Origin of the sequence: Paenibacillus agricola (genome assembly GCF_011440305.1) — a bacterium.
GTDB classification, from domain to species: Bacteria; Bacillota; Bacilli; order Paenibacillales; family NBRC-103111; genus Paenibacillus_S; species Paenibacillus_S agricola.
The window spans coordinates 293,487-319,977 of the sequence record NZ_JAAOIW010000007.1 but is presented as its reverse complement, the minus strand read 5'-3'; the positions used below and the strand labels follow the sequence as shown (position 1 = coordinate 319,977).

General features: G+C 41.2%; 21 protein-coding genes and 1 pseudogene. 15 read left to right on the top strand and 7 right to left on the bottom strand.

From position 1 onward, the window contains the following. The 3 genes and pseudogenes from G9U52_RS20500 to G9U52_RS20495 form a co-directional block, all read left to right on the top strand. Positions 1-1,654 (top strand): S-layer homology domain-containing protein (locus tag G9U52_RS20500; RefSeq protein WP_166152491.1); only part of this gene is annotated, 1,654 nt, incomplete at its 5' end. 202 nt (positions 1,655-1,856) lie between these two features. After that, positions 1,857-1,937 (top strand): annotated as a pseudogene (locus tag G9U52_RS40950) (S-layer homology domain-containing protein); the annotation flags it as partial. Between the two features lie 6 nt (positions 1,938-1,943). After that, positions 1,944-2,144, top strand: coding sequence for an S-layer homology domain-containing protein (locus G9U52_RS20495; RefSeq protein WP_279538693.1), 201 nt, complete (start codon positions 1,944-1,946; stop codon positions 2,142-2,144). A gap of 262 nt (positions 2,145-2,406) precedes the next feature. Here G9U52_RS20495 and G9U52_RS20490 read toward each other — a convergent pair whose 3' ends face one another. Together G9U52_RS20490 and G9U52_RS20485 are read right to left on the bottom strand one after the other, a co-directional pair. Further along, a complete protein-coding gene (locus G9U52_RS20490) occupies positions 2,407-3,261 on the bottom strand; it encodes a helix-turn-helix transcriptional regulator (RefSeq protein WP_166152489.1) in 855 nt (284 codons plus the stop codon). 152 nt (positions 3,262-3,413) lie between these two features. Further along, the gene (locus G9U52_RS20485) at positions 3,414-4,379 is read right to left on the bottom strand and encodes an SDR family NAD(P)-dependent oxidoreductase (RefSeq protein WP_166152488.1); all 966 of its coding nucleotides are present in this window, start codon (positions 4,377-4,379) and stop codon (positions 3,414-3,416) included. Between the two features lie 159 nt (positions 4,380-4,538). Between G9U52_RS20485 and G9U52_RS20480 the strand changes: the two genes are divergently transcribed. Together G9U52_RS20480 and G9U52_RS20475 are read left to right on the top strand one after the other, a co-directional pair. Then, a complete protein-coding gene (locus G9U52_RS20480; RefSeq protein ID WP_166152487.1) occupies positions 4,539-5,093 on the top strand; it encodes a TetR/AcrR family transcriptional regulator in 555 nt (184 codons plus the stop codon). 251 nt (positions 5,094-5,344) lie between these two features. Then, positions 5,345-6,103: an SDR family oxidoreductase gene (locus G9U52_RS20475; protein ID WP_166152486.1), complete on the top strand. Its 759-nt coding sequence runs from the start codon at positions 5,345-5,347 to the stop codon at positions 6,101-6,103. Between the two features lie 72 nt (positions 6,104-6,175). Here the strand turns inward: G9U52_RS20475 and G9U52_RS20470 are convergent, their stop codons facing one another. From G9U52_RS20470 to dpaL, 5 genes are read right to left on the bottom strand one after another with little or no spacing between them, the layout of a single operon-like run. Then, positions 6,176-6,898 carry an amino acid ABC transporter ATP-binding protein gene (locus G9U52_RS20470; protein ID WP_166152485.1) on the bottom strand — a complete coding sequence of 241 codons (723 nt, stop codon included), beginning with the start codon at positions 6,896-6,898 and terminating at the stop codon, positions 6,176-6,178. Continuing rightward, a complete protein-coding gene (locus G9U52_RS20465) occupies positions 6,895-7,539 on the bottom strand; it encodes an amino acid ABC transporter permease (protein ID WP_166152484.1) in 645 nt (214 codons plus the stop codon). Before G9U52_RS20465 ends, G9U52_RS20470 begins: the two co-directional genes overlap by 4 nt. A gap of 14 nt (positions 7,540-7,553) precedes the next feature. Further along, the gene (locus tag G9U52_RS20460; RefSeq protein ID WP_166152483.1) at positions 7,554-8,378 is read right to left on the bottom strand and encodes a transporter substrate-binding domain-containing protein; all 825 of its coding nucleotides are present in this window, start codon (positions 8,376-8,378) and stop codon (positions 7,554-7,556) included. Between the two features lie 17 nt (positions 8,379-8,395). Beyond that, a complete protein-coding gene (locus tag G9U52_RS20455; protein ID WP_166152482.1) occupies positions 8,396-9,610 on the bottom strand; it encodes a YgeY family selenium metabolism-linked hydrolase in 1,215 nt (404 codons plus the stop codon). A gap of 32 nt (positions 9,611-9,642) precedes the next feature. Continuing rightward, entirely contained in the window at positions 9,643-10,839 is a 1,197-nt protein-coding gene (dpaL, locus tag G9U52_RS20450) for a diaminopropionate ammonia-lyase (protein ID WP_166152481.1), read from the bottom strand. 333 nt (positions 10,840-11,172) lie between these two features. Here dpaL and G9U52_RS20445 point away from each other — a divergent pair, with 333 nt between their 5' ends. The 10 genes from G9U52_RS20445 to G9U52_RS20400 all read left to right on the top strand — a co-directional run bounded on the left by G9U52_RS20445 (position 11,173) and on the right by G9U52_RS20400 (position 26,040). Continuing rightward, the gene (locus G9U52_RS20445; RefSeq protein WP_166152480.1) at positions 11,173-12,930 is read left to right on the top strand and encodes a sigma-54-dependent Fis family transcriptional regulator; all 1,758 of its coding nucleotides are present in this window, start codon (positions 11,173-11,175) and stop codon (positions 12,928-12,930) included. A gap of 717 nt (positions 12,931-13,647) precedes the next feature. Then, positions 13,648-15,228 carry an ABC transporter substrate-binding protein gene (locus tag G9U52_RS20440; RefSeq protein WP_166152479.1) on the top strand — a complete coding sequence of 527 codons (1,581 nt, stop codon included), beginning with the start codon at positions 13,648-13,650 and terminating at the stop codon, positions 15,226-15,228. Positions 15,229-15,321: 93 nt separating this feature from the next. Next, positions 15,322-16,272, top strand: coding sequence for an ABC transporter permease (locus G9U52_RS20435; RefSeq protein ID WP_166152478.1), 951 nt, complete (start codon positions 15,322-15,324; stop codon positions 16,270-16,272). Between the two features lie 14 nt (positions 16,273-16,286). Further along, positions 16,287-17,189, top strand: a complete 903-nt coding sequence (locus tag G9U52_RS20430; protein ID WP_166152477.1) for an ABC transporter permease — start codon at positions 16,287-16,289, stop codon at positions 17,187-17,189. A 28-nt stretch (positions 17,190-17,217) separates the two neighbouring features. Continuing rightward, a complete protein-coding gene (locus tag G9U52_RS20425; RefSeq protein ID WP_166152476.1) occupies positions 17,218-18,255 on the top strand; it encodes an ABC transporter ATP-binding protein in 1,038 nt (345 codons plus the stop codon). Then, on the top strand, positions 18,221-19,207 hold the full coding sequence (locus G9U52_RS20420) for an ABC transporter ATP-binding protein (protein WP_375790267.1): 987 nt from the start codon (positions 18,221-18,223) through the stop codon (positions 19,205-19,207). Before G9U52_RS20425 ends, G9U52_RS20420 begins: the two co-directional genes overlap by 35 nt. A gap of 17 nt (positions 19,208-19,224) precedes the next feature. After that, positions 19,225-19,620: an OsmC family protein gene (locus G9U52_RS20415; RefSeq protein WP_166152475.1), complete on the top strand. Its 396-nt coding sequence runs from the start codon at positions 19,225-19,227 to the stop codon at positions 19,618-19,620. Positions 19,621-19,885: 265 nt separating this feature from the next. Continuing rightward, positions 19,886-23,053, top strand: a complete 3,168-nt coding sequence (locus G9U52_RS20410; RefSeq protein WP_166152474.1) for an ATP-binding cassette domain-containing protein — start codon at positions 19,886-19,888, stop codon at positions 23,051-23,053. Positions 23,054-23,758: 705 nt separating this feature from the next. Then, entirely contained in the window at positions 23,759-24,217 is a 459-nt protein-coding gene (locus G9U52_RS20405; RefSeq protein ID WP_166152473.1) for a Panacea domain-containing protein, read from the top strand. Beyond that, on the top strand, positions 24,214-26,040 hold the full coding sequence (locus G9U52_RS20400) for a hypothetical protein (RefSeq protein ID WP_166152472.1): 1,827 nt from the start codon (positions 24,214-24,216) through the stop codon (positions 26,038-26,040). The genes G9U52_RS20405 and G9U52_RS20400 overlap by 4 nt, the downstream gene beginning before the upstream one ends. Positions 26,041-26,491: the final 451 nt, after the last annotated feature.

The window sequence follows — 26,491 nt, the reverse complement described above, 5'->3', positions numbered from 1 at the left end:
CAATGTAAGTGATACGGCAGGCAATGCGGCTGCAGAAGTAACGCGAAGTGTAGTAGTAGCCATACCGGATATCACGCTGCCGGTAATAACATTGAACGGAAATGCAGCGGTAAATTTGACCCTTGGAGCAAGCTACACGGATGCGGGCGCAACGGCATTGGATAATATCGATGGAGATTTAACGAGCCGTATCGTGGTGACGGTTAGCAATACGATGAACTTGGGAACCACGCTAGATACAGCGGTAGCAGGGATGTATACGTACCACTACAATGTAAGTGATACGGCAGGCAATGCGGCTGCAGAAGTAACGCGAAGTGTAGTAGTAGCCATACCGGATATCACGCTGCCGGTAATAACATTGAACGGAAATGCAGCGGTAAATTTGACCCTTGGAGCCAGCTACACGGATGCGGGCGCAACGGCATTGGATAATATCGATGGAGATTTAACGAGCCGTATCGTGGTGACGATTAGCAATACGATGAACTTGGGAACCACGCTAGATACAGCGGTAGCAGGGGCGTATACGTACCACTACAATGTGAGTGATACGGCAGGTAACGTTGCCGAAGAGAAAACTCGAACAGTAATTGTGGCAAAGGCAGTGGATACAGTAACGGAGATAACACCAACATCAACATCAACATCAACACCATCTCCGACACCAAGCCCTATAAATATTATCTCCACAAATGGTAGTTTAACACTTCCCATAGGAGCGGCAGGCGAAGTGAGCTTAGAAACTGAGGTAACCATCTCGGTTCCGGCAAATGCGACATCCAAAGAACTGCAATTAACCATCGAAAAATTATTTGAGACTCATAGCCTATTAACAAATAATGAGAAACTCGTCAGCTCTGTCTTTGAGATTCTGAAAAATTTCCCGGAAAATTTCAGCAATCCTGTAACATTGATATTTGCTTTTGATCCATCAAGCATGAATAGCAACCAGAAGGCAGCTGTATTCTATTATGACGAAGTGAATAAGGTATGGATTGAAATTCCTGGTGGCAAGATCGAAGGGAATAAAATTACTATTAATACAAATCACTTTACGAAGTATGCGGTGCTGGCTGTTGGTATAGCAGATGAGTTACCCATTAAGCCAGTTAACAGCTTTAGCGATATTACGGGGCATTGGGCTGAAGCTAACATTAAGCAAGCGGTAAGCAAGGGAATAATCAGCGGTTATCCAGACGGCACATTTAAGCCAAATGCTACCGTGACGCGTGCAGAATTTGCTGTGATGCTGATGAATACATTGAAACCGCAAGGAGAAGGCACCGCGTTAACTTTTAAAGATAACTTGAAGATAGGAAACTGGGCACAAAAGGCAGTGGCGCAAGCGGTGCAAGCAGGCATTGTTATGGGCTATGAGGACGGCACTTTCCGTCCAGACGCAGAAATCACACGTGCTGAGATGGCAGTAATGCTAGCTAATGCGATGGGTCAGACTTTGCAGGCTAATGCGGCAACTGGTTTCGTGGATGATAAAGATATTCCGGCATGGGCGAAAGGCGGTATTGCTTTTGTGAAGCAAGCAGGTATTGTGCAAGGAAAAGGCGATAACCAATTCGCCCCACAAGATCATGCTACAAGAGCCGAGGCAGTAACAGTAATGCTAAATATTGTGGCAAAAAAGAGTGAATAGAGGTTGAAATTAGTATAGCGTATGAAACTTGGCTATCTTGTTCAATGTGATGCAGCCCCAACAAATTGGGGCTGTATTTTTAGTGCACCGAGCATGGGCGTAAGTCCCGAGTGACGAAGGCAGTAGTAGTCATTAGCTCAAGCAAATTAACTGCGCCAGATAGCAAGACCTTTGCCGATACTAACGATCTTGGGCTAAGGACTCGATTGGCGCGGTTGCAGCGTTGGGAATCGCAACTGGAGACGGTGATGGAAGCTTCCGTCCAGACAGTCCGATCACGCGGGAAGAGATGGCCGTAATCATCGTTCGGGCGTTAAATCTCAATGCTTCGGCCGAGACTGTCAGCTTCAAGGACAATTCGGAGGTTTCCCGTTGGGCTATCGAAGCTGTAGATGCTGCTGCAGATAAAGGTCTACTTCACGGGTATAATGATGGTACAATTCGAGCTCTACGGAAGCTTCAAGCTCCCTTAGACATCTTGCTCCCTTAGACAGCATCCACTTCTCCATCGTGGGGATAAAAATATACAAGGGACAACCATCGAATCGGGTTGTCCTTTTCTTCACCCCAAAATTCGCCGATAGAGTGATATCCTGAACCACACCATAAAAAGGGCAAGTTTTGAAAGGAGATATTGAGATTTCGTAAACCAGTTGCTTTTTGAAGTAGCCGACAGAGGCAGGAGCTGGTCCTGAAATCTCATTATCAGATAGAGAACTGAATGCTACCTCCGACTCATGCCAGGTGTAATATTAATACTGCTTTATGTCCCGCTTCAGTAGACGCAATAATCTCTCTTCGGTGCCTGATTCGGGTACTGGGACGAAGAAACACCAGTGCAGACCCGGGTCGTTGTCGACTGCAGAAGCGGAATGGATCACGAACTCCATCTCCTGTGAGTCCGGAAGACGAAATAATGCGGTTGCGACCCGCTTTTGCTTGATTTCATAGAGCTCCCAGAAATGTGCAAACTCCTCACTTTCCAGTCTCAAACGTTCGAATCGTTCCATATACAGTGGATTATCCTTATAACGGTCTAAATTTGCCCGCAGCATCGCCGTGGTGTATCGGGCAAACCCCTCCCAATTTACGAGTCTCTGGCGATAATCCGAATTAAAAAACATAATGTTCATCATATACCGTTCGCTTTTCGGCAGACTGCTGAAATCGGCTATAATCAGTTCTGCTGCCCGATTCCAGGCGATTACATCCGTACCTTCGTCTGTGACGTAAGAAGGATAATGCAATTGATCTACGAGCGTTTGCAAAAATCCGAAATCTGATCTTCCGCTATTTAGCACTACACCTGCGCTCGACGGGTCTACATTTGCTAGATCAAACAGATGCTTCTGCTCGTCTTCGTCCAACATCAACGCGTTACTGATATTTAGCAACACTTCCGGCGAAGGATTAACCTCTCTACCTTGCTCCAGCCAAGTATAGTAAGTCACGCTTAAATTGGCGAGATATGAGACCTCTTCTCTTCGAAGCCCCGGGGTGCGTCTGCGTCCGGGAAGTGGCTGTATCCCCGCTTTTGAAGGCTGCAACCGTTCCCTGCGTGATTTAATGAATTCACCCAATGCGGGTGAGGAATGATTTATTCCCACGTATGTCACCTCCAATTACTCGTATGCGTTAACCAAAAGCACTTCGTATAGGATCATTATAAACTCTGTCAAGTGTTTGTTGCCACAAGAAAGAAGCATAACCCTTGTCATCTATTTCGTGACATGATAATCCGGAGGGGTCATCGGTAAATTTACAATCCTACTTCTAAAATCGTCTCCGTTTTATTTAATTTCGACAACTCTACACTAGCTTTCCATAACTGTTTCCTATTCTCATTGTTATACGAGAGTTCGGAGGATTTTATTTCTTTCGTACCTTCAAAATATTTTCCTGTTGTTCGATTATGGTTACTATCGGTTACTAGAGCAGCCAAAGCTTTTCCGGACTGACGCACAGTATTCACATTAGGGATAAATAGCGTTAAAACAGGTAGGACATATTTCCAAACAAATCTCATAAACGGAGTATAGCTTTGAGCAAGCCCCGTACCTGGCATCATTCCCGGATCGAAAGCATTTACTGTAATATTGGTTTCTGTTTGTTGATTTATTCGATTTGCCAGCTCGTAGGTGAAGTATAAATTACATAACTTTGAAGTCGTGTAGCGACGTCTGCCAATTAAAGATATAGCTTCGTTTGAGCTCGTTTGGTCAGGATAGGCCAATATTTTGGGGTCCACAAAAACAGGTGCTGGCATTCCAGTCTTTTTCAATGGATCGTGAGTTCCGCTGCTGACGAACACGATTCTGCCTGAATGCGTTATTTGACCAAGCAACATATTTGCCAAGAGAAAATGTCCAAGATGATTGACTCCAAAGGTGGCCTCAAACCCATCTTTTGTAAAATGTGTTTTATCGATAAACTGTACGCCTGCGTTGCATACAAGCGCATATAAAGGCGGATAATCCTTTTGTGAAAACTCGTGTACAAAACCTCTTATGGATTCCAAAGACGAAAGATCAAGCTCTAAGGAAGTTATGTTTGGATTATTAGTTTCCAGAATTAGTGAGTCTACTGCTTTCTTGGCTTTACCTGCATTGCGGCAAGCGATCACCACATTATTATTTTTGTCAAACTTAGCTATTTCTTTAGCGCATTCATATCCTAATCCTGAGTTTCCGCCTGTTATGATAACCGTTTGTTTCCGTGGACTCATTCCTTATACACTCTCCTTTAGAGTATGGCCTCCATAATTTGAAGGCGATTTGTTGACGCTGTCAACATGTGGTGATTATAAACCTGCGAAGTTGACGTTGTCAACATATTGGTGTAAAATTTGAATACGAATATTTAATCCATATCATACGAGGATATTATGAACGATACCAAACAAAAGCTGATTCATATCACCAGACAAATGATTGATCAACAAGGCATTGACGGCATCAGTATGCGCGAGCTTGGAAAAGAAATGAACTTGTCCCGAAGTGCCATGTACAGACATTTCAAAAATAAGGAGGATTTGCTGGCAGCTATTACGGCTGGGAATTTTGAGACGCTAACCAGCAATATTCGCGAAGTAACGGAAAACATATCCGATTCTCGAAAACTCTTATATGCCATTTTGTATACTTATTATGATTTTGGCATCAAAAATCAGGAGCATTACCATTTGATGTTCCGAAAGCAATGGGATAAGGAGCTATACCCTGACATTTACTATTCTGCTTTTGGGATATTTAAGTTTGTAGAAGAGTGTTTAGAAAAGGTGGGGAATATCCGAAAATCTCCAACTCAATCAACCGCAATCATGTATGCATTTATTCATGGTCTGGTTGAATTGAATTCTGCTCAGCATTCTGAATCTGAAAAAGGAATGGATAATCCAAACCGTCTAATCGATTCTTTTCTAGATCTGATTTTTATTTAGGGGCTTACCAAGAGGATTTTTCAAACAGCCGTCTACAGGTTGTCTGGTATGAGGATACTAGCCACGCCGCGAAGCAGCGTCCCTATTGTATTTATTGATTAATATTGGCTAAACTATACAAGTCGCCATTTTGCGAAAACTGTTTATTTAGCGTGCAAGAAATTTACATCTTACAATTGGGAGCCATTCCTGTAATGAGGAATGAGGCTTTGAGCAAAGAAGCATCACTAGTTATACGGGGAGGAATTTGCATGAGACTGCAAGATAAAATTGCAATCGTAACAGGAGCAGCATCAGGAATGGGAAAAGCTATCGCTATTCTCTATGCGAAAGAGGGAGCTAAGGTTGTTGTATCAGATCTAAATCTGGATGGTGCGAATGCAACAGTTGACGAAATTAAGACTCATGGTGGGACAGCTTTTGCCATTAAAACAAATGTAGCAGTAGAAGCAGAAATTAATGAATTAATCGATACAACAGTCAGCACTTATGGAACAGTCGATATTTTGGTGAATAATGCTGGTATTATGGATAATTTTGAACCTGCAGGAGATATAACGAATAATAGCTGGGAACGAATCTTTGCGATTAATACGACTAGTGTCATGTATTCGACACGTAAAGTTCTGCCGATCTTCTTGGAAAAAAATAAAGGTATTATTGTGAATATTGCCTCTGCAGGAGGATTATACGGTGCTCGTGCGGGCGGCGCTTACACAGCATCTAAACATGCAGTAGTTGGTTTCACCAAAAATACGGGTTTCATGTATGCATTAAAGGGCATTCGTTGTAATGCAATTGCGCCAGGCGGAGTTGAGACCAATATTGGTTCATCGATGACGAACATCAACGCATTTGGTGCTTCTCGACAACAACTTGGGATGGCTATTAATCCACGTATGGGTAAGGCGGAGGAAATTGCCGAGGTTGCATTGTTCTTAGCCTCCGATGAATCAAGCTTTGTTAATGGACAAGTCATTTCAGCGGATTCAGGCTGGAGTGCTTACTAAGAAGTTCGTTGGCAGACGGGCGCGTCAAACGCCAAAAAGTTCCTAGCTTTTGAGCTTAGGAACTTTTTCATTTTATAAAACCTTTTTGAGAAAATCCTTGACTCTGGGGTTTTGGGAATTTGTGAATAATTGTTCAGGTGTGTTTTGTTCAACAATCATACCTCCATCCATGAAGATAACCCGATCTCCGACCTCTCTGGCAAACCCCATTTCGTGGGTTACAATAACCATAGTCATGCCTTCAATAGCCAGTTGTTTCATCACCTGCAGCACCTCTCCGACCATTTCCGGATCCAGAGCTGATGTTGGCTCATCGAACAGCATAACGTCTGGATTCATGGCCAGCGCTCTAGCAATAGCAACGCGCTGCTTCTGGCCGCCTGACAAACGTTCCGGGTATTCGTTGGCTTTATCCCGAAGACCTACCTTATCGAGAAGTGCAAGTGCGGATTCTTTTGCCTGTGATTTGGTTTCCCGTTTCAGTTGAATAGGTACTAAGGTGATGTTATCAAGCACTGTCATATGCGGGAAGAGGTGAAACGATTGAAACACCATACCGATATTCTCGCGCACTTTGTTAATATCGACTTTCGCATCCATTAGATTGCACCCGTTGATGAGAACTTCCCCTTTAGAAGGCTCCTCTAATTTGTTAAAACAGCGAAGGAGCGTGCTCTTGCCGGATCCAGAGGGTCCGATAATACACACGACTTCATTTTTGTGAATTTCTAGGTTGATTTCGTGTAATACTTGCAGCCGGCCGTAGCTCTTGGACAATCCTCTCACTCTGATCATAGGCGGAAGTACCTCTCTATTCTTCTGGATGCGTAAGACAACAAGGTAATAATAACCAAGTACATCATTCCGACCATACCCCAAATTTCGAACGCTTTATAATTCGAGGCAATAATGATTTCACCGCTTTGCGTGAGCTCGCGTATTCCGATGGCCGATAGAATCGATGTATCCTTTAACGAGATGACAACTTGGTTAAGAATAGCGGGAATCATTCGTTGGATCGCTTGGGGTAAAATGACTTTAATCATGGTTCTTCCGTAAGGCAATCCCAAGCTGCGTGCTGCTTCCATCTGCCCCTTATCTACGGATATAATGCCCGCCCGGAAAATCTCGGCCATGTACGCACCGGCGTTGAGGCTGAGGGCGATTAATCCAGCTGCAAGGGCGGTGATTCGAATATCCAGTACGCTCGGCAAGCCGAAATAGATGAAGAACGCCTGAACGATAAGCGGAGTTCCCCTGATCAAGTCAATATAAATAATAGCAGCTACCTTTAGCGTCTTTATTCGGCTAATATTCATCAGACCGACAATCAATCCAATTACGGAGGCGGCCACGAGGGCCACCGCTGTAATCTTCAAGGTCATGAGGGTACCACTCCATAAACTCGGAAAACTATTGATGAACAGATCCCACATGGTGATTGCCCTCCCTACTTACTTGTTCCTAAATATTTAGCCAAAATTTTGTCGTATTCGCCGTTTTGCTTCAGCTTGTTTAAACCGCTATTGAATGCAGTTAATAGCTCCTTGTTTTTCCCTTTATTGACTGCGAAGCCATAGTTTTCAATCGCTAGTTTCGGGATGGCAATCTTCAATTTTGCATCTTTGTTGACAGACAGCATATAGGCGATAACCGGGTAATCCTCGAAGGTGACGTCGGCATTATTAATCGACACTTCTTGGAAGGAAGAAGGCGTATCGTCAAAATACTTAATTGTCGCGTTATATGTTTCTTTATGCTCTTCGGCATATTTGGCACCTACGGTTCCCTTTTTGACTGCAAACGTTTTACCCTTGAAATCTTCAGGGGATTGAATGGCTTTGTTGTTGATATTCACGATGGCTGATGTGCCAGATTCGAAATAGCCTTCCGAAAAGTCCAGCGCATTTCTGCGTTCATCCGTAATGGTCATGCCGGCAATCGCCGCGTCAATTTGATTAGAAGTAATGGCAGGAATGATGCCTTTGAAATCCATAGGCTTCAGTTCATATTCGAATCCTTCGAGCTTGGCAATAGCGGCAATCAGGTCAATGTCGATGCCCACAAATTTGCCGTTTTCTTCATATTCGAAAGGGGCATACGTGGCGTCTGTCGCAATAATAAACTTTTTGCCGGCTAAAGACGATGATTCCGAGGAAGCGGCAGTTGAAGCAGGACCAGCGCTGGAATTAGAATCTTTATTGGAAGAGCAACCCACGAGCGTAATAGCAGCTACAATAATAAATAGGGTGATTGCATACATTTTCTTTTTCATAGAGGTCAGCTTCCTTTTTATGATTTATTTGCACATGCTTGCACGTATAGGGTAGGGATGGCGGCATACATCGCTGCGCATTGAATGAGGTGGCTTTTCCAAGTCTTTTCGTTAGGGGCGTGAGCTTCACTTTCTTCACCAGGGCCAAATCCAATGCATGGTATACCGTGCATGCCCATGATCGCGACACCATTCGTGGAGAAAGTCCACTTATCGATTAAAGGTTCCTGCTGGAACAATGAACGATAAGACTCAACCAGTGTCTGGCAAACCTGATGGTCCTCTTCTAGAAGCCAAGCTGGAAAATAACATTCCTTCGGATAGCGGAGCCCTGTGTAAGAAGGCTTTGTATAATCGTAGATATCGATGATCGCGTTCATGCTGATGACGGAAGGAAGGTTTCTGATCTGCTCCAACGCTTCCTGCCAGCTTTCGCCTATCGTCAATCTACGGTCGATGGAAATCGTACAGCCATCGGCTACAGCGCATCTCGACGGGGAAGTGGAGCTAATTTCGGATACCGTCAAGGTGCCTTTACCCAGAAAAGGATGTTCGATCAACTGGGTATTTAGCTTCTGCAAATCGGTAAGAATGGGCGCTATTTTATAAATAGCGTTATCGCCTCGTTCTGGAGCTGAGCCATGGCAACTAAGCCCTTGCGTTGTAATCTTAATTTCCATCCGTCCTCTATGCCCTCTATAAATTTGGCAGGAGGTTGGCTCCGTGGAGACGACAAATTCCGGCTTGATGCCATCCTCATTAATAATGTATTCCCAGCATAGTCCATCGCAGTCTTCCTCTTGGACAGTTCCCGTGACAAGCAGCGTATAGTCGTCCTCAAGTCCGAGATCTTTAATGATCTTACCGGCATATACCATTGACGCCATGCCACCCTTTTGGTCGCTCGTTCCTCGCCCTCCAATGACTTCATCGTCTTCGAAGCCTAGGTAGGGATCAAAGCTCCAGGCTTTGGGATTGCCGATGCCGACGGTATCGATATGGGCATCCATGGCGATTAAGCGTTGGCCCCGGCCAATGAAGCCGAGAAGATTGCCCATCGGGTCAATCTCAATACGATCGAAGCCAACCTTCTCCATTTCTTTCTTAATTCGGAGCACTACCTGCTGCTCGCGGCCGCTCTCGCTTGGAATGGCGACAATATCGCGTAAGAAGCTGAACATGTCCGCTTGGTTTAACTGCGCAGCATTTTTTATTTGTTGAAAGTCCAGCATGTTCCTTCAATCCCCTTTCTCAAAGTCTTCAGTTAGTCGCACTCGCAGTTCCATACGACTTGTCTGTACATCTCGGGATCGGTATCGCCCTCGGTATTGAACAAAAGCACAATTGAATCAGCGTTTAAGCTGAGTTGGTTGCGAAGGTCAAGCCAGCGCTGGTCATTCATGACGATGCTTAGGAACCCAGCGGTCACTGCGCCCGATTCGCCGGAAATGACAGGTGCATCACCCAGCAATGGATTGCCCAGCACTCGCATGCCTCGAGCGGCGACGGAGTCTGGCAACGAGACGAACATATCCGCGAATTCGCTTAGAATCTCCCAGCCAAGTGGATTAGGTTCCCCGCAAGCAAGCCCAGCCATAATGGTATTCATCTCGCCTTCTACCCGATGCAGCTTACCGTCACCGGCTTCGCAAGTGCGGAACAAACAATTAGCTTCATGGGGTTCAATGACAACACTGGTAGGAGAATGGTCCATAGCAGCGTTCAGGTAGGCGATTACGGCTCCGGCGAACGCACCAACCCCTGCTTGTACAAAAACATGCGTGGGCTGTGAGCCTTCTTCCGATACCAATTGCTCCAGTGCCTCATTAGCCATTGTCGTATAGCCCTGCATGATATGTGTAGGTGTATCGACGTATCCTTCCCAGGACGTGTCTTGAATGACTTCCCATCCATGAGTCGCCGCCTCTTTCGCAGCGTGTCGGACACTGTCATCATAATTCCAATCCGTGATGGATACATCCGCGCCAACCTCTTGGATATGCTGGAGACGACGGAGGGAGGAGCCCTTGGGCATATACACAACCGATTTGTGACCTAGCTGCTTCGCTGTCCATGCAACGCCCCTTCCGTGATTGCCGTCTGTTGCGGTAGCAAAGGTAAGAGTGCCTAGCGTCTCCCGTACAGAGGATGATTGAAGCTTATCGAATGGAACTTGCTCTAGCGGTTGTCCAAGCTTTTGTGCGAGGCATCTTCCGATAGCATAAGCTCCTCCTAATACTTTGAAAGAGCCGAGCCCGAACCGTTGAGATTCATCCTTGACGTAAATGGCCTTCACCCCAAGATACTGGGCAAGCTGTTTCAAGGAAACCAAGGGTGTAGGCGCATATTGTGGGAAGCTTCTGTGAAACTGAATGACGTTTTGGCTTTCTTCCTTGCCAAATAGCTCGTTGATCCGAGTGCTCTTCCTTTTCCGTGCTTGGGGATTGCGAACGAATTTCATGCTGTTGATTTTGGTGATCCCCTTTCTGTGACGGTAACCCAAGACCAATATTTATTGATTTGGTGTTAGATAACCTATTTTGTGTAATGTTATGTGACACGACTAACTATAAATCATTATTTGAACCAATACAAGTCTCATAATGATATTAAATTATGTATTATAGTGAAAAATCGTTGATTTATATGGGTTTAATAAAGTATTGTTTTGATACTTAGAATCAATTTGATACTAATTTAATTCTAAATTTGAGTTCCTCTTATTCAAATTTGTTGAAAAATGGATATTTGTATGTTAGATTATAGGACATGAATACCAAGGGGGCCACCACATATGCAGTTAAAGCAAATCCAATCTTCCATACAGCAGGTTGTCGTTGCCATAGCATCTGTGCTTAAAATTGAAGTCGAGGTTGCAGACCGACAATTATTCAGGGTAGCTGGGACGGGTGTCATTAAATCTCACGTTTGGCAGGAGATGCGCGATGAGGACTTTGTTTACCGTAAGTGCATAGAATCGGGCGAGTCCGTTGTGATCGAGCGACCGGGAAAAGAGGAGATATGCCGCCCTTGCTTGCATTTTGGTAACTGCTCCGAGCTCGGTGAAGTGTGCTGCCCGATCAAGGTAGAGGGAACGACTATTGGCGTTATCGGTTTATTAGCCTTTAAGCCCGATCAGAGGGAAAGGTTATTTGGGGATTTACCAACTAACCTGACGTTTTTGCAGAAGATGGCTGAATTAATAGCTTCCAAGATGATAGAGCATTATTATTACGAAGAACAATTGATTATTAAACAACAAATTTCAACATTAATTCACTATATCGATCACGGGATTGTCATGGTCAATCCGGAAGGAGAGTGCGATTTCATTAATCCTGCCGCACGGCGTTTGCTCCGGCTTCCTGCAAGTGAGGAGCTTGATCATGCTAGCATCGAACAATTGCTAGAGAATCTTAAGGTAATCAAATCGGGCAACGTAATAAAAGGTGGTGGGCAGACGATAATGTTCCGTTCGCGCGATGGTTATCGGCAGCTTTATGCGAATTGTCATCGGATGGGTAAAGACGGTGATCCTCAACATCTTGTGGTTATTTTGCAGGATCCTGAACAAATTGTAGCTGCGGCTAATCAGCTTTCTGAGGATATGGTACCGGGATTCGCACCGATTATAGGTAAGCATGACTCCATTTTATTGGTAAAGGATTTTATTCGTAAAATGGCCAACAGCCGATCGCCCATTTTGATTCGGGGAGAGCAGGGTACGGGTAAGCAGTTTTTCAGCGAATATATTCACCGGTACAGTGAAAGGCGGGATAAGCCTTATTTGACGATCAATTGTGCAGTGCTATCGGAAGAGGCACTCCTAGTAGAGTTGTTTGGTCAAGGGTCGTTCGACCCGAGCAAGTCCAATCGGCTGGGTAAATTGGAGCTTGCCAAGGGTGGAACCTTGTTTTTGGACGATATATCCGATATGTCCCAATCGGTGCAGTTGAAGCTGCTTAGGGCAATGGAGGAGAAGAGCTTTGCTCAAGGTGATAGCTCCAAGCAAATTATGCTTGATGTCCGGATTATCGCTGCTACGGATAAGGAGCTGGAGTCGCTTGTATCCTTGGGGTTATTCAGGCAGGATTTATATTATAAATTAAATGTTATTCCACTTCAGATACCGCCCCTGCGGGAAAGGAGAGAGGATATCCTTCTGCTTGCCCAGCATTTCCTTGATCAGCATGCCAAAACAAACCGCAAGCTGATTCGTTCTATGGATGAGGGATTTAGAAATATAGCGTTAGCGCATCCTTGGCCAGGCAACATCCGTGAATTGTCTAATGTTCTCGAATATGCGATCAACATGGAGAGCAGCCATGTGCTGACTCAAGCTAGTATGCCGCCGTATTTACGTGATCTAGCCGCAGTTCCGTTCGATTTGCTTCCAAACGGTTCGCTTAATTTACGGGCGATGGAGAAAGAGGTGATCAGCCGGGCGATTACTTTAGTCAAAGAAAGGGATGAGCCTAAGGAAAGGGCTGCTGAGCTACTGGGTATCGGACGGGCGACCTTATTTCGAAAACTTCATGAATATAAGCTATAGCCCTTGATGGAATGTGATAATAATTACACAAGCGTAGTGTACCTTTTCCTCTACTTCTATAATTTACCTAAAGAGGGTAGTCGAATGAACCTTACCGGAAGAAGCATATTGTTAAGAGAAACTCTGATCCCCATAAGGACAGAGCTGTTTGCAGGAGCGCTGGCTGAGAGAGGCATTCCTCCCACAATTGTACCCGACATTGGAACGAACTCCCGTAGATTAACTCCCACCGGTGGTACCCAAAGGGTGCCTTTACATTTCGCCCTATAGATGTTACGGTGAACCGTAACATCTATAGGGCGAATATTATGGGCAGAAATCGAGAAAGCCAGGTCTGTTGTACGGCAGGTCAATTCCCCTCTCCAGCATGCGACTTACGCTACGAGCTTACTGCGACAAAATATTTTCCTCAATTGTATAATTCACGTAGAGTGACCACCAACACCGCTGACTCTGCCACATTTGTCATATATCCATCCAACACTTTTCTAAAGGATGCACTTACTTTATCACTACTCTAGTCAATGGTATTTTCCCTCTGTTTCATAGTGTCATTATCAAAGAACGGGTTATAGGGTGGCATGTTCAAATAACATGATCAGAGCACCGAAAAAGGATTGACAATCAAATATATAAAGAGTAGTATTTTTTTATATTATATTATTCCTATATACAAAGTGGGTATTTACAAACTCAATCGAAAACAGGGGGATTACAATGAATTTCAAAAAGAATAGTCTTGTAGTATTTATGTTAGCATTATCGCTTTTGGTGGTCGCATGCAGTAAAGAGAATACACCCGACAAAACTGCAAACAACGAAGCGGCTCCAGTTCAGCAAACATATAAAAATGAATTGCATGTAGCACTTACAGCACAGCCGCCAACACTGGATTCTGCAGTAACGGTGTCGGCTGTAGCACTTGATACAGCAGGCAATATTTTTGAACAACTTTACACATTAGATGCTAACTTTAAACCGGTACCTATGCTTGCAGAATCAGTAGACATCAGTAAAGACGGTTTGACGTATACGTTTAAACTTCGTCAGGGCGTAAAATTTCATAATGGTAAAGAAATGACATCTGAAGATGTTGTGGCCTCTATGAATCGTTGGATCACTATATCATCGCGTGCAAAGCTTCTTCTTACTAATGCTAAGTTTGAAGCGGTTGATGCCTATAAGGTGAAGTTAACCGTAGAAAAACCGTCATCTGACGTATTAGTTATTATTGCTACTCAAGCACAGTTCCCAGCCATTATGCCTAAAGAGATTGTACAATCTGCACCGGCAACAGGAGTTACGGAGTATATCGGAACAGGTCCTTATAAATTCAAAGAATGGAAGCAGGATCAGTACATCCACTTGGTGAAGTATGCAGATTATAAATCAGTAGATGCAAAATCCAGTGGATATTCGGGAAAAAAAGATGCACCTACAGAAAATCTCTACTTTGAATTCGTATCAGACCATTCAACGCGTATTGCAGGCGTGAAAACGGGCAAGTATGATGTTGCGGACAGTATTCCAATTGAGAACTATGACGAACTTGCAGCCGATAAAAATATTAAATTGCATTCATTCCCGGGCGGCGCTTTAACTGCATTCTTAAATACGACGGAAGGCTTACTTGCGGATGTTAAATACCGTAAAGCCATTCTAGCAGCACTAAATAACAAAGAAATTATGCTAGCTAGTTTTGCAAAGCCGGAACTATACTCGTTAGCACCTGGCTACTTGAATACAAACCAGGTACAATGGACGAATGACGCGGGTAAGGAATATTATAATCAAGCTAATCCGGAAAAAGCAAAACAATTACTTAAGGAAGCAGGTTACAATGGGCAAGAAATTACATTGCTTACAACCAAGGATTATAATGAAATGTACTCAGCAACTTTAGTAATTCAAGAGCAACTTACTAAAATTGGCATGAAAGTCAAAGTTGTAAATTTTGACTTCCCTACATTCCTGAATACTAAAAGTGATACCAGCAAATGGGATTTATTTGTAGCAAGTACAGGCTATCAATTAACACCACCACAGCTATTAGCTGTAAATCCGGAATGGGCTGGATTGAATAATGAAACCGTAAAAAGTGCATTAGTGGCTATTCGCGCGGCAGCTACTCCAGAAGAAGCCAAGAAGGAATGGGAAAAATTGCAAGGGTTCTTGTATGAATTTGGTTCATCAACAGTTATCGGACATTACAACGGTGTGGTAGCTACCTCAAAATCAGTTGAAGGATTCGAGCATTTCAAAACGCCCATTGTTTGGAATGCAAAAGCAGCGAAATAATCCATAGAGGAGGGTGTTACTAAGTTACCCGAGTAACTCAGTAACCCCTCTTTTGTTAGATGAATACCAAAATTATATAAATGAGGGTTTTTTGTGCTAGCTTATATTACAAAAAGACTTTTCTCGTTAATTCCTGTTTTATTCGTTGTAACAACCGTTATATTCTTAATTATTCATATTGCGCCTGGTGATCCGGCAGCTGTGATGTTGGGAATTGAAGCTTCAGAAAAAGAAGTAGAAGCGCTCAATGAGAACCTTGGTTTGAATCGCCCGATACACATACAATATATGAACTGGGTTTTTGATTTATTGAAGGGGGATTTGGGGCAGTCCATTTTTATGCACCAGCCTGTCAGTGAAGCAATTATTGAACATGTTGGACCGACACTTTCTTTGGCTATTTTGGCGCAAATTATAGCGCTTATTTTAGCTATTCCATTTGGGATTTTTGCTTCTTATAAGAGAGGATCAATTGTCGATTATGTTCTTATGGGTGTATCCTTGCTTGGAATGGCCGTGCCCAGCTTTTTATTAGGTTTATTTTTAATGCTTTTTGTAAGCGTTCAGCTTCAGTGGCTGCCTGTAGCAGGTTATGAACCGCTCAGTAAAGGGATATGGACACATTTTCAATATTTAATTCTTCCAGGCATTTCCCTGGGAACCATTCAGGCAGCGCTTATTACAAGAATGACTCGCTCGTCTATGCTGGAAATCTTGAATTTAAATTATATTAAGACAGCTCGCTCTAAAGGGTTGAGTGAGATATCAGTGTTATTGAAACATACTTTTCGAAATGCTTTTATACCGATCCTTACTGTGATTGGGCAAACGTTCGGCTCATTAGTTACAGGAGCCGTTGTAGTGGAGTCGATTTTTAATATTCCTGGCTTAGGCCAGTTAGTATTGAATTCGATTGTTAGAAGAGACTTTCCTGTTATACAAGGTGTTGTTCTCATCGTTACGTTAATCTATGTAGGATTAAATTTAATCATCGATTTACTATATGGTGCTGTCGATCCGCGTGTTCGTTTGGACCGTAAATAGAAAGGGGGTTCAATATGAATACGCTACAGGAAAAAGAATATATCGAACAAATGAGTAAAAAATTAAAAAAAGAGCAGTGGATCATCCAATATCGTCGACTTAAATCCAATTATGGATTGGTAGTTGGCGCGAGTATTATTATGGTATTCATTGTACTTGCGATAGTGGGTCCGTTATTTACAACGTATGGCCCCAATGATATGAAGGTTATCAGTCGATTATTACCGCCTAGTCGAGATCATTGGTTAGGTACAGACGAATTTGGTCGAGATTTACTAACAAGAATTATATATGGTGCAAGAGTGTCCATCAGCATCGGTGTTGTTGTAGCGCTGCTTTCTTCGATTTTCGGGTTAATGATCGGGATTTATGCAGCCTTTTACAAAACATGGGATCATATTTTAATGCGTATTTGTGATGGATTGATTGCGATTCCCGGGATTTTACTTGCTATTGCCTTAATGGCTGCACTTGGGGCCTCTGCAACTAATGTCATTATTGCGTTAACGATTATTTTTATTCCGAGTATCGCAAGAGTCGTTCGCTCCAATGCGTTGGTCATCTGTAAGCAACCCTATATTGAAGCCATACAAGCTCAAGGTGCGAGTAATTCACGTATCATTTGGCAGCATATCTTGCCCAACACGCTATCACCTTTACTCGTTCAAGCTACCTTTGTGTTTGCTGAAGCCATTATTTCAGAGGCAGCATTAAGCTTTCTGGGTGCCGGTATTCCTGCTCCCGGAGCGAGTTGGGGCAACATCTTGCAATCGGGTAAGCTCGTTATTTATAAAGCCTGGTGGATGGTTGTGTTTCCAGGTGCCATGATTATCTTGTCTGTTCTCAGTTTGAATTTATTAGGCGATGGATTACGGGATTTCCTAGACCCCCATGTGAAACATAAACAAAAGAAGTAGTGATTCTGCTAAGATTGGAGGTATTTACATGAACGATAAGCCTCTATTGGAAGTGAAAAATTTAAAAACCCATTTGCATACCGAGCGGGGAAGAGTGACGGCAGTAAACGGGGTTAGTTTTACAGTGAGCAAAGGGGAAATTATCGGAATCGTAGGGGAATCAGGCTGCGGCAAGAGTGTGATGTCTCAGTCTATTTTAAGATTGCTTGATCACACGGATTCCGTAGAGTATGAAGGCAATGTCGTATTTGAAAATCAGGATTTACTTTCCTTGCCGCTCTCCAAATTACGAGCGATTCGAGGTGACGAGATCTCGATTATTTTCCAGGACCCGAGTACTTCGCTTAACCCTGTTTATTCAATCGGCAATCAAATTGAAGAAGTATTGCGGCTACATCAAAAGATGTCCAAAAAAGAAGCACATAAAAAAGCGATTGAGATTTTGGGATTAATAGGTATCCCCTCTCCAGAAATAAGGGTAAATGAATATCCCCATCAGCTATCAGGAGGCATGCAGCAGCGCGCTATGATCGCTATGGCTCTTTCTTGCGAGCCGAAGCTCTTAATTGCCGATGAGCCGACAACCGCATTGGATGTTACGATTCAGGCACAAATTTTAGAGTTAATTGTTGAGTTAAATCGAATATTAGGAATGAGCGTTTTGTTTATTACCCATGACTTGGGCGTTGTTTCTGAGATTTGTACCAGTGTAAAGGTCATGTACTTGGGGCAATTTGTAGAAGAAGCGACAACGGACAGGTTATTTGAAACTCCGTTGCACCCTTATACGCAAGGATTGATCAAGTCTATCCCCAAACTGGAAGGAAGCCGTCATGATAAGCTCCATGTTATTGATGGGATGGTGCCCTCTTTATCCGATATTCCACAAGGCTGCAGCTTTTCGACAAGATGCCCTTTTGCCGATGAACTATGCTTCAACAAGGAACCGTTGATGGAGACAGTGCATGCAGGGCATAGCGTTAAATGCTGGCATTATGCAAAAATAAACAGCTCGGAGGGGAGGGCAAAAGGTGGTGGATCAAAAAACGGAACATCCTATTCTTGAAGTGATCTCGCTTCAAAAAAGATTTCAGGTGCATCAATCATTCGGAAATTGGTTTGGGAAAAAATCCTATTTGAGCGCTGTGAAAGATGTTTCCTTTCGATTATATGAAGGAGAAACATATGGATTAGTAGGAGAATCAGGATCGGGTAAAAGTACAACCGGACGCACGATATTAGGGTTAACTCCCGCTAGCTCAGGGCAAGTCATTTATCAGAATAAAGATTTAGTGAAATTACCGAAGAAGGAATTACGCCGTTTCCGTAAAGATATCCAACTCGTGTTTCAAGACCCTTTCTCCTCTTTGAATCCTAGAAAAAGAATTGGACGCATTTTAGAGGAACCGCTCATTATTCATAAAATGGGAAATCAGACACAGCGCCAGGAGCAAGTATTCAATATTCTGAAAAAAGTTGGCTTGCTGCCTGAGCATTACTTCCGATATCCCCATGAATTTTCCGGCGGCCAACGACAGCGAATAGGTTTGGCAAGGGCATTAATTATGAACCCGAAAATCATGATTTGCGACGAGCCCGTATCCGCTTTGGATGTTTCCATTCAGTCGCAAATTCTAAATATGCTGAAGGAATTGCAGAAGGAATTCAAGCTCACGCTTTTATTCATCACCCATGATATTAGTGTAGTCCGTTATATTTCAGATCGCATCGGCATTATGTACCTAGGGACCATAGTAGAGGAGGGCCCAACCGATGATCTATTCAATGAGCCGCTGCATCCCTATACCAAGGCCTTGTTCTCCGCCGTACCTGATTTCACTCGCAATCGGTTGAAGGAGCGGATCATTCTGAAAGGTGAAATGCCTTCCCCGCTATCGCCGCCCGCGGGTTGTGTGTTTCATACGCGCTGTCCATTGGCAACAGATAAGTGCAAAACGGAAGTACCTATATTTAAAGAAATGCAAGCCAATCATAAGGTTGCTTGTCATCTATTCTAACTTAAGGGGTTTTAAATATGACAACGATTAAATTAGTACAAGGCCAGAATGAAATATACAATGAAGCGGGATTGCAGATCATTGGAAGTGTTGCACCGAATCAAAGCGGTTTATCTCCAAGAGAATTGTTAGAGGCAGCATTAGGCCTTTGTGTTTCGATTTCCCTCCAAAAGGTACTTGCTCGTGATGAAATAGAATATGATACATCTTCCATACATGTAGAAGTTTCGGCAGTAAAGGCAGAAGATGGAACCAATAGATTCGAAAACTTTAATGTGCGTGTGAAGCTGCCTCCAACCCTAGATCCAACGTATAAAAAGAAATTATTAACGGTTATAGAGCGTGCATGCACGATCAGTAATACACTAAAAAATGAGGCAATCGTTGAAACGATTGAAATTGAAGGTTTTTGAAAGCAAATGAAATAGTAGAGTTAACCCCATTCCATAATATCAGGGTACCCTAGTTTTGAGGGTGCCCTTTTCCTTTTAATTTCACCGTTCACAAATTTTTGCACCGCAGTGATTCGGTGAAACGTATCATAAGTAACGGCGAGTTTTTATGACCTCGCTGTATTCGTATTTTCGGGTTTTAGGTTCAAAAATAAAATAAAATAATACATTTAATACTGTACTAACATGGAAAGACTACGTTTATAAGAATAGAGAGGATGTATATATGAAAATAAATCGATTAATTTCGAACAATATTAACCTAGTAGATGCATCACTACCAGTAGATAAATCGTTAGGAATTGCCGGTTTATCTGGATCTGGTAAAACAACTTTTTGTCAAACCATCGGAGAAGAATCCAAGAAACGTCTCGTTTCCTTATTGCCAAAGGCTGAATATCAGTATTTATTTCCTGATATTATGGAAACCAATTTCAGTGCCATCAAGATGGAAGAAATACCTTTAGTTCTTTTTCTCGGAAAATCATCGATTTCATCCAATCCTCGTTCAACCATTGGCACACATACTGGCGTTTTTAAAGAGATTCGTGAGCGTCTTGCTGAAAAATTTAATATTTCTCCAGAAGTTTTTTCCTTTAATAATGCCTTAGGCTGGTGTCCAGATTGTAAAGGGCGCAGTATGACCCAAAATGTCGATTGTCCGAAGTGCAAGGGTAGGCGCTACAATCAAGAAGTTGAGCAATATAAGATGGAATTATGGAATCAACCACATAGTATTTCCGATATCAACAACTTAAGCATTGAATCGATTCTTTCCCTTGCAGAGGAATTACATCTTAGTGAAGCGAAGCAGCATATTCTCCAAAATATGATCCATATGAATATTGGCTACTTAACATTAAATCGGATTATGGGTACATTATCAGGTGGAGAGATAACACGACATTACTTAGCTGAATTCATGGCAACCAGTGAAAATTCCGTTATTATTATTGATGAAATCTCCGTTGGGCTTGACCACCAAACACTCTTGAAGATTTTAGAGCAGATTAAACAATTAGGGGATAAGAATCAAATTTGGCTCATCGATCATTCTGACACGGTGCTCGATACAACGGATGAGCAATTGTTCTTTGGGCCTGGTAGTGGTAAATATGGCGGAAAAATTGTTGAAGAATCACCACGACCAAAACCAATCCATTGGGACCAAAATCAGGCAATGCCAACAGACTACTATCAATTTCATGATCTTTACTGCCGTAACATTCAAATGGTTGAAATTCAAATTCCCCAAAATAGACTTGTAACCTTTACGGGTGAGTCTGGATGTGGTAAATCTACACTTGTCAATGCGTGTATAGTCAAAGATTTTCAGAAGCGGTATCCAAAAGATAAACTGGTAGTGGTTGGGCAAGATCGAAACCAATCGATTACCAGCCGGTCAACAATTGCGACGTTTCTTGATATTAAAAGGAAACTCACAAAATATAACGAAGATAGTATGGATGATATTTTCCAGCGGTCGATTGAAGATATTATTGATGAACTACCCAATGAGGACATCGCTCATAAGCGATTGAGCTTATTGAAAAAACTTGGACTTGGTTATTTGACCTTAGAAAGAAAAACACAATCCTTATCGACTGGTGAATTTCAATGTGTTCATTTAGTTTCGGAGCTGTTTGCTAACTCAAGAAACCCACATACGCTTTTTATTTTTGACGAGCCATCAAAAGGGTTATCGCAAAATATTTTAAACCAATTTATTGATAGTGTTAGGGTCATTTTGCAAGATGAATCTGTCTCCATCCTGATGATAGAACATAATGCTTATATGCTGGAAAGTTCTGATTTTATCGTTGATTTTGGAAAAAGACAGCATGAGCCTGTTCAATATCTTGATGTTGTCAGTCATGATGATTATTATCGTCAAAAAAACAGGGAAGCTAGCAAGGCCCCGTTGCATATTACTTCCACACTCAAGCCGCAAAGTGGTATTCACTACCTGCAAGAAAATCATATGAACTATTTTAAAAAGGCAGAAAACGTCTATAAGGGTGGTATCTTAAAAAGCTTATCACCAATAGCCCGTGTGATTTATGGTGAATACGAATCGGAAACAATTGCACCTGTCATCGCCATTGATCTTGAACGACACCTGTATAGTCAATATAGTTTTCTCTATGAAATGGGTGGACTGATCAACCATATTGTGGCTGCTCATCCGACCAATAAAGATACAAGAAGCTTCGATTTCTATTATCAAAACAATCATTGTCCAAGTTGTTCGGGTCGTCGTAGCATTGAACAATTTGATATTGATGTTGTTATTCAAGACAAAACAGTGCCATTCTGGGATGGCTTATTACTGCCAGACGTCATGGAGGTCTTGAAATATTATCAATATGCAAAATTGCAATTCCTATTTGATGAGCTAAAGAACGAACTTGGTCACGATATTAGTAAAAGCTTTAATGAGATGTCAGAAGCAGAAAAGCATACATTCTTATATGGTTATTGGGAAAAATCATTTTATGATAAAGCAGGGAAGGCTTCGAGAACATGGGAAGGCTTTAATCTCATCCTTGGGCGTTATATGTCTATTTCGAAGTCCATTCCTATTAAAGAGGGTATGAAAGCCTCAAAAGAAATGATTAGCTGCCCAGTGTGTCAAGGAACCGTGTTAAACCATCATAAAAAGCTAAAATTTGGTGGCACGGATATTCGTGAGATTATTCAGCAACCTATTGATCAGGTCATAAAAACCGTAGGGAAGTTACCGGAACTAGAAAAACTAAAAGCAATTGTTGGCGGCGATCTTGCACTTACGGAAGATGTCTCCTTACTTCCTAGGGAAACACAAGTTGCGCTGAAAATGTTTGAACTGGAACTTGCAAGCTTTGTTGGTTATGAAGTAGTTCTACAAAATGCCGTCCCCTTTTGGGACAAGATTAAAGGTAACATCGAGGCGATCAGCAGCAAAAACAAGATTACCATCTGTGATTTTGCCGATATTGCTGAAACTAGAGAAACCATTATTGACAAGTATTTCACCAATGGAAAATATAAAAAACTAACTTATGTCTATGAAGCGTTTGGTTACAGTAAAATTGTTACTCAAATTAATAAGATTAAAGCAAGTCATCCATGCCCCTTCTGTAACGGAAAGAAAGTAATTTCAGAAGATGGTCTCCATGACGGCGTATACAAGTTATCGGTGCCATGTGTCAGCTGTTATGTAAGTGGCATCAATGGTGAAGGGCGCAAGGAAATCGTTGATGGCATAGACGTACAAACATGGCTAACTGGCAAAGTAAGTGATGTTGTTGCTGAAAGCTTACCAACGGAGGCAGTTGCAGATATTCCTATTTTCGATCGTATTCGTGAATTGAATAAACGAGATATGATGGCGGTTTATCAATGCCTGAAGTGAAATACTCTAGCGTAGCGTGAAATAATTGCGAAGTTGGATCGTTCGATAAAATATATTGAATAAATAGAGCACTGACCTTTTGGTTAGCGCTCTTTATTTATAAGAATGAAAAAATTTGCCTTTTCAATGATACGCTGAAACATATCAAAAGTAACGGCGAAAAATATTATTCTTTAGGGAAGCAAAGGTCTAATTAAACTACAATGAAAACATGAATATAACACTTTTAATGCTCTAGGACTCCGTTTTTGGAGGTTTCTTTATGTAACTAGAAATAAATTTTCCAATCCATTTTTTTCATATTATGGTATGATGAGAAGTGAAATAGCCATTTGATAATTAGATATTCTTGAAGCTGGTTAATAAAACGTACTTGGTATTTATTAACAACTATGTTGTTTTAGAGAGGTGATGGTTATGACTAACAATCCATTATCCACCGTCAATGAATGATCATAGTTACAGCGGCGCGGCATCTGTACAAATGAGGCTTGTGAGCTAAATAATTAAGCACTGCACTGATTCTAAGGTTTAGTCATTTAAAAGAAGGAGAAGGCAGGTCAATTAAGGGAGTTGTTAATTAAACAAAAATATTGATCTTTTTTACATTTTTATGTACAATTAAGCTTTCCATTTGAAAATATGTATGTTTATCCATGACCTTATAAGCAAGAAATTCATATAGTATTTTGAGGGGGGATTAGTATGTTGAAGAGAAACGTACTAAATAAGCTGCTAATATTGAATCTGATTGAAGTGTCAGGTAAGATTAGTGGGGCTACCCGACTACAAAAATTGGTCTTTCTTTCTCAAACGACGGGTACAGCTCTAGACCAACAAACATTTAACTACAAATTTATTAAATGGCACTATGGTCCCTATTGTGCTGAGATTAAGGAAGATGTTAAGTTTCTTGAAGAAAAAAGATTATTAAATAATCAAGGAAATACTTTGGCTTTAACAAAAGAAGGAGAAGCTTTTCTTAATAAAGCAAGGAACTACACGAGTGAATCAGAAGGTGTTTTACATGCCGTAGCGGATGAGTATAACTTAATGAATTTAGACGATCTTTTAAATGAAGTTTATAAAAAGTTCGGAATTGATTCTGACTTTGTAAAAGGAGATACGATTTTGCCCGTTACGGAAACGAGTGAATACGTTTGATTGGGACTCGAAAGTTAGTATTAATTTACAACTCACTTTTTTTACAGCTGACGATTTTATTAGCGGTTGCTGTTTTTTTATACTACACATTAATTTTGGTATCCTTCCCAGAGAAAGTTTATTATTTAAGAGGGTTATTTATTAATATTTTTTCACGAGTAACTCCCATAATGGTACCTGTAGTTTTAGGTTCTGCCTCTGTTATAATAAACAGATATACAGGAGCTTTTTTTAGTTTACTCTTTAAAGATAAATATGTGGTAGCTCTATTTATCATTTATCTTTTATACTTGTTGTGGTCGATATATTTAACCTATAGTACTGGATCTTCTATACCTGGAAGTTCAGAATTGGTTGGAAATTTCACTAAACATTACAAAAGATATTTAATAGACACAATTTCACTTGGTGCCCTGGTATCGTTTTCATTATTTGCTTGTTTAAAAATATTTCTCTACACTCAGCCTAAAACATTGAGTGATTTACTAAAGAAACGAATTAGTAGGGATGTTGAAAAAGTAAGAAAATTGTTGTTTTCGCCAGTAATTCCCTCGGATGAAAGAATGGAATACTTACAGATATCAATAACTAAGAATATTGTTAGATTTACAAACCTCACACTGCTGTCTATAAAGTCTAAGGATTACGAAACAATTCAAAATAATATAAGTATCCTTGGTAATGAAATATGGGTAACACTAATAGTACAAGCGTGGTCACTTGATGAGGATCAAGAGAAGAAGCTTAGAAAAAAGATCTATTCTGATTTCGAAGCAGTAAATATCCAATCCAAGGCAGATGCATGTTATGAACAAATAATTAAGGATTCTAGTAAATATCTAGCTAATGTTGAAGTAGAAATATCAGACGTTTATAGGGATATCTATGAGTCTGCATTTTCAGCAAAGGAATACTTCGCTTGCGATAAAATCATTAAACATTTATATGAGTTGACTAGAACATGTAAAGAGGTATCTATAAGTACAGTATTGAACATATATATTGTACTATTTGAAGTATCTTTAAGTTATGATCAACACGGGTATACTTACGAATATTGTAAAAAAATATTTGAATATGTAAGTAGAATAAACAATGATAGGAACACCAAAAGAAAGAAGCCAGTAACTTTCTTTAAAATCCTTAAATTATGTATTGATTTTAAGGAAATAAAAGTACAACAAATTGTTTTAGAAGGAATAAAAGACATTTTGAATTTTGATGAGACAGATTTATTTATTAAGAGCTTTATTTATGAAAGATTAAGAAATGCTGGGGTGTACTCTCTAAAAGTTAAAAGTATGGGTTGTTTTGCAGAACTTATACGCTTTGTTGTTACCAAAGAGCTTAATCTGAATGAGGTCAATGAATGGTTTTCAAAAATGGAAACGGAAAAAAAGACTTTATTAGAAGAACTCTTATTAGAGTTGGATACAGATGTTGATGATATCTTCGAAGTAACGTCAAAACAATCATATTATAAATTAAAGGTTTATATAATATTCTTTAGTTATTTTGAATTGCAGGTAAGAATAAGTCAAGATAGAATTCCAGTAGAGTATCATTCTATGTCTATTGCAAACTCTGTAATCGGTAAGATGAGTTTCGATCTATTAAGGACAGTGCTTCTTGACTTAGAGACGCATTTGTCTAATTGGGATAAACTATTTGTTCAACAAGCTACATATTATTTTGTAAAAAGCTCTAGTCTTTTACTTAATATAAAAGATAAAGAGTTACTAAAGAAAGAAATTGAAATATATGGTGGAGAAAATAAACTATTAAATAAACTACATAAAAAGTTGTATTGGATAGATAAATAAAAATATCTCTCCTTCAGGATCACATGATTGGCGGTGGATCGCGTTCTTGGATGACCAAGTTCCCCATTCCATAGTACTGTTTTTCCGCTGCCATGCTTACATAAATCTATATAGTAATCACGCCTACCCATTTCCCACCCCACAGGGCAAATGTATGGATTAGCAGGCAGAGAACTTAAAAGGGCCGTCCGGTGATTTTTTCGGACGGTTTTTCTTATAAAGCAAAATATACTTTGTGCTATTCGTTTAGAAGGGAAAACGGTCCTGTCTCTAACTTCGTATCTCCTCATTCATGAACAATATGAAGTAAGCGTTAACACGCTTCGAGGATACTTATTGCGAAATTCTAAGGGAGTCATTGCCGTATATTTTACATGGTTTCACGGCTACTGGGCGGTTCTGTTTGTCAAGAAGACCTTTGCATGTATCTCCTATGCAGCGGCAGCATCAG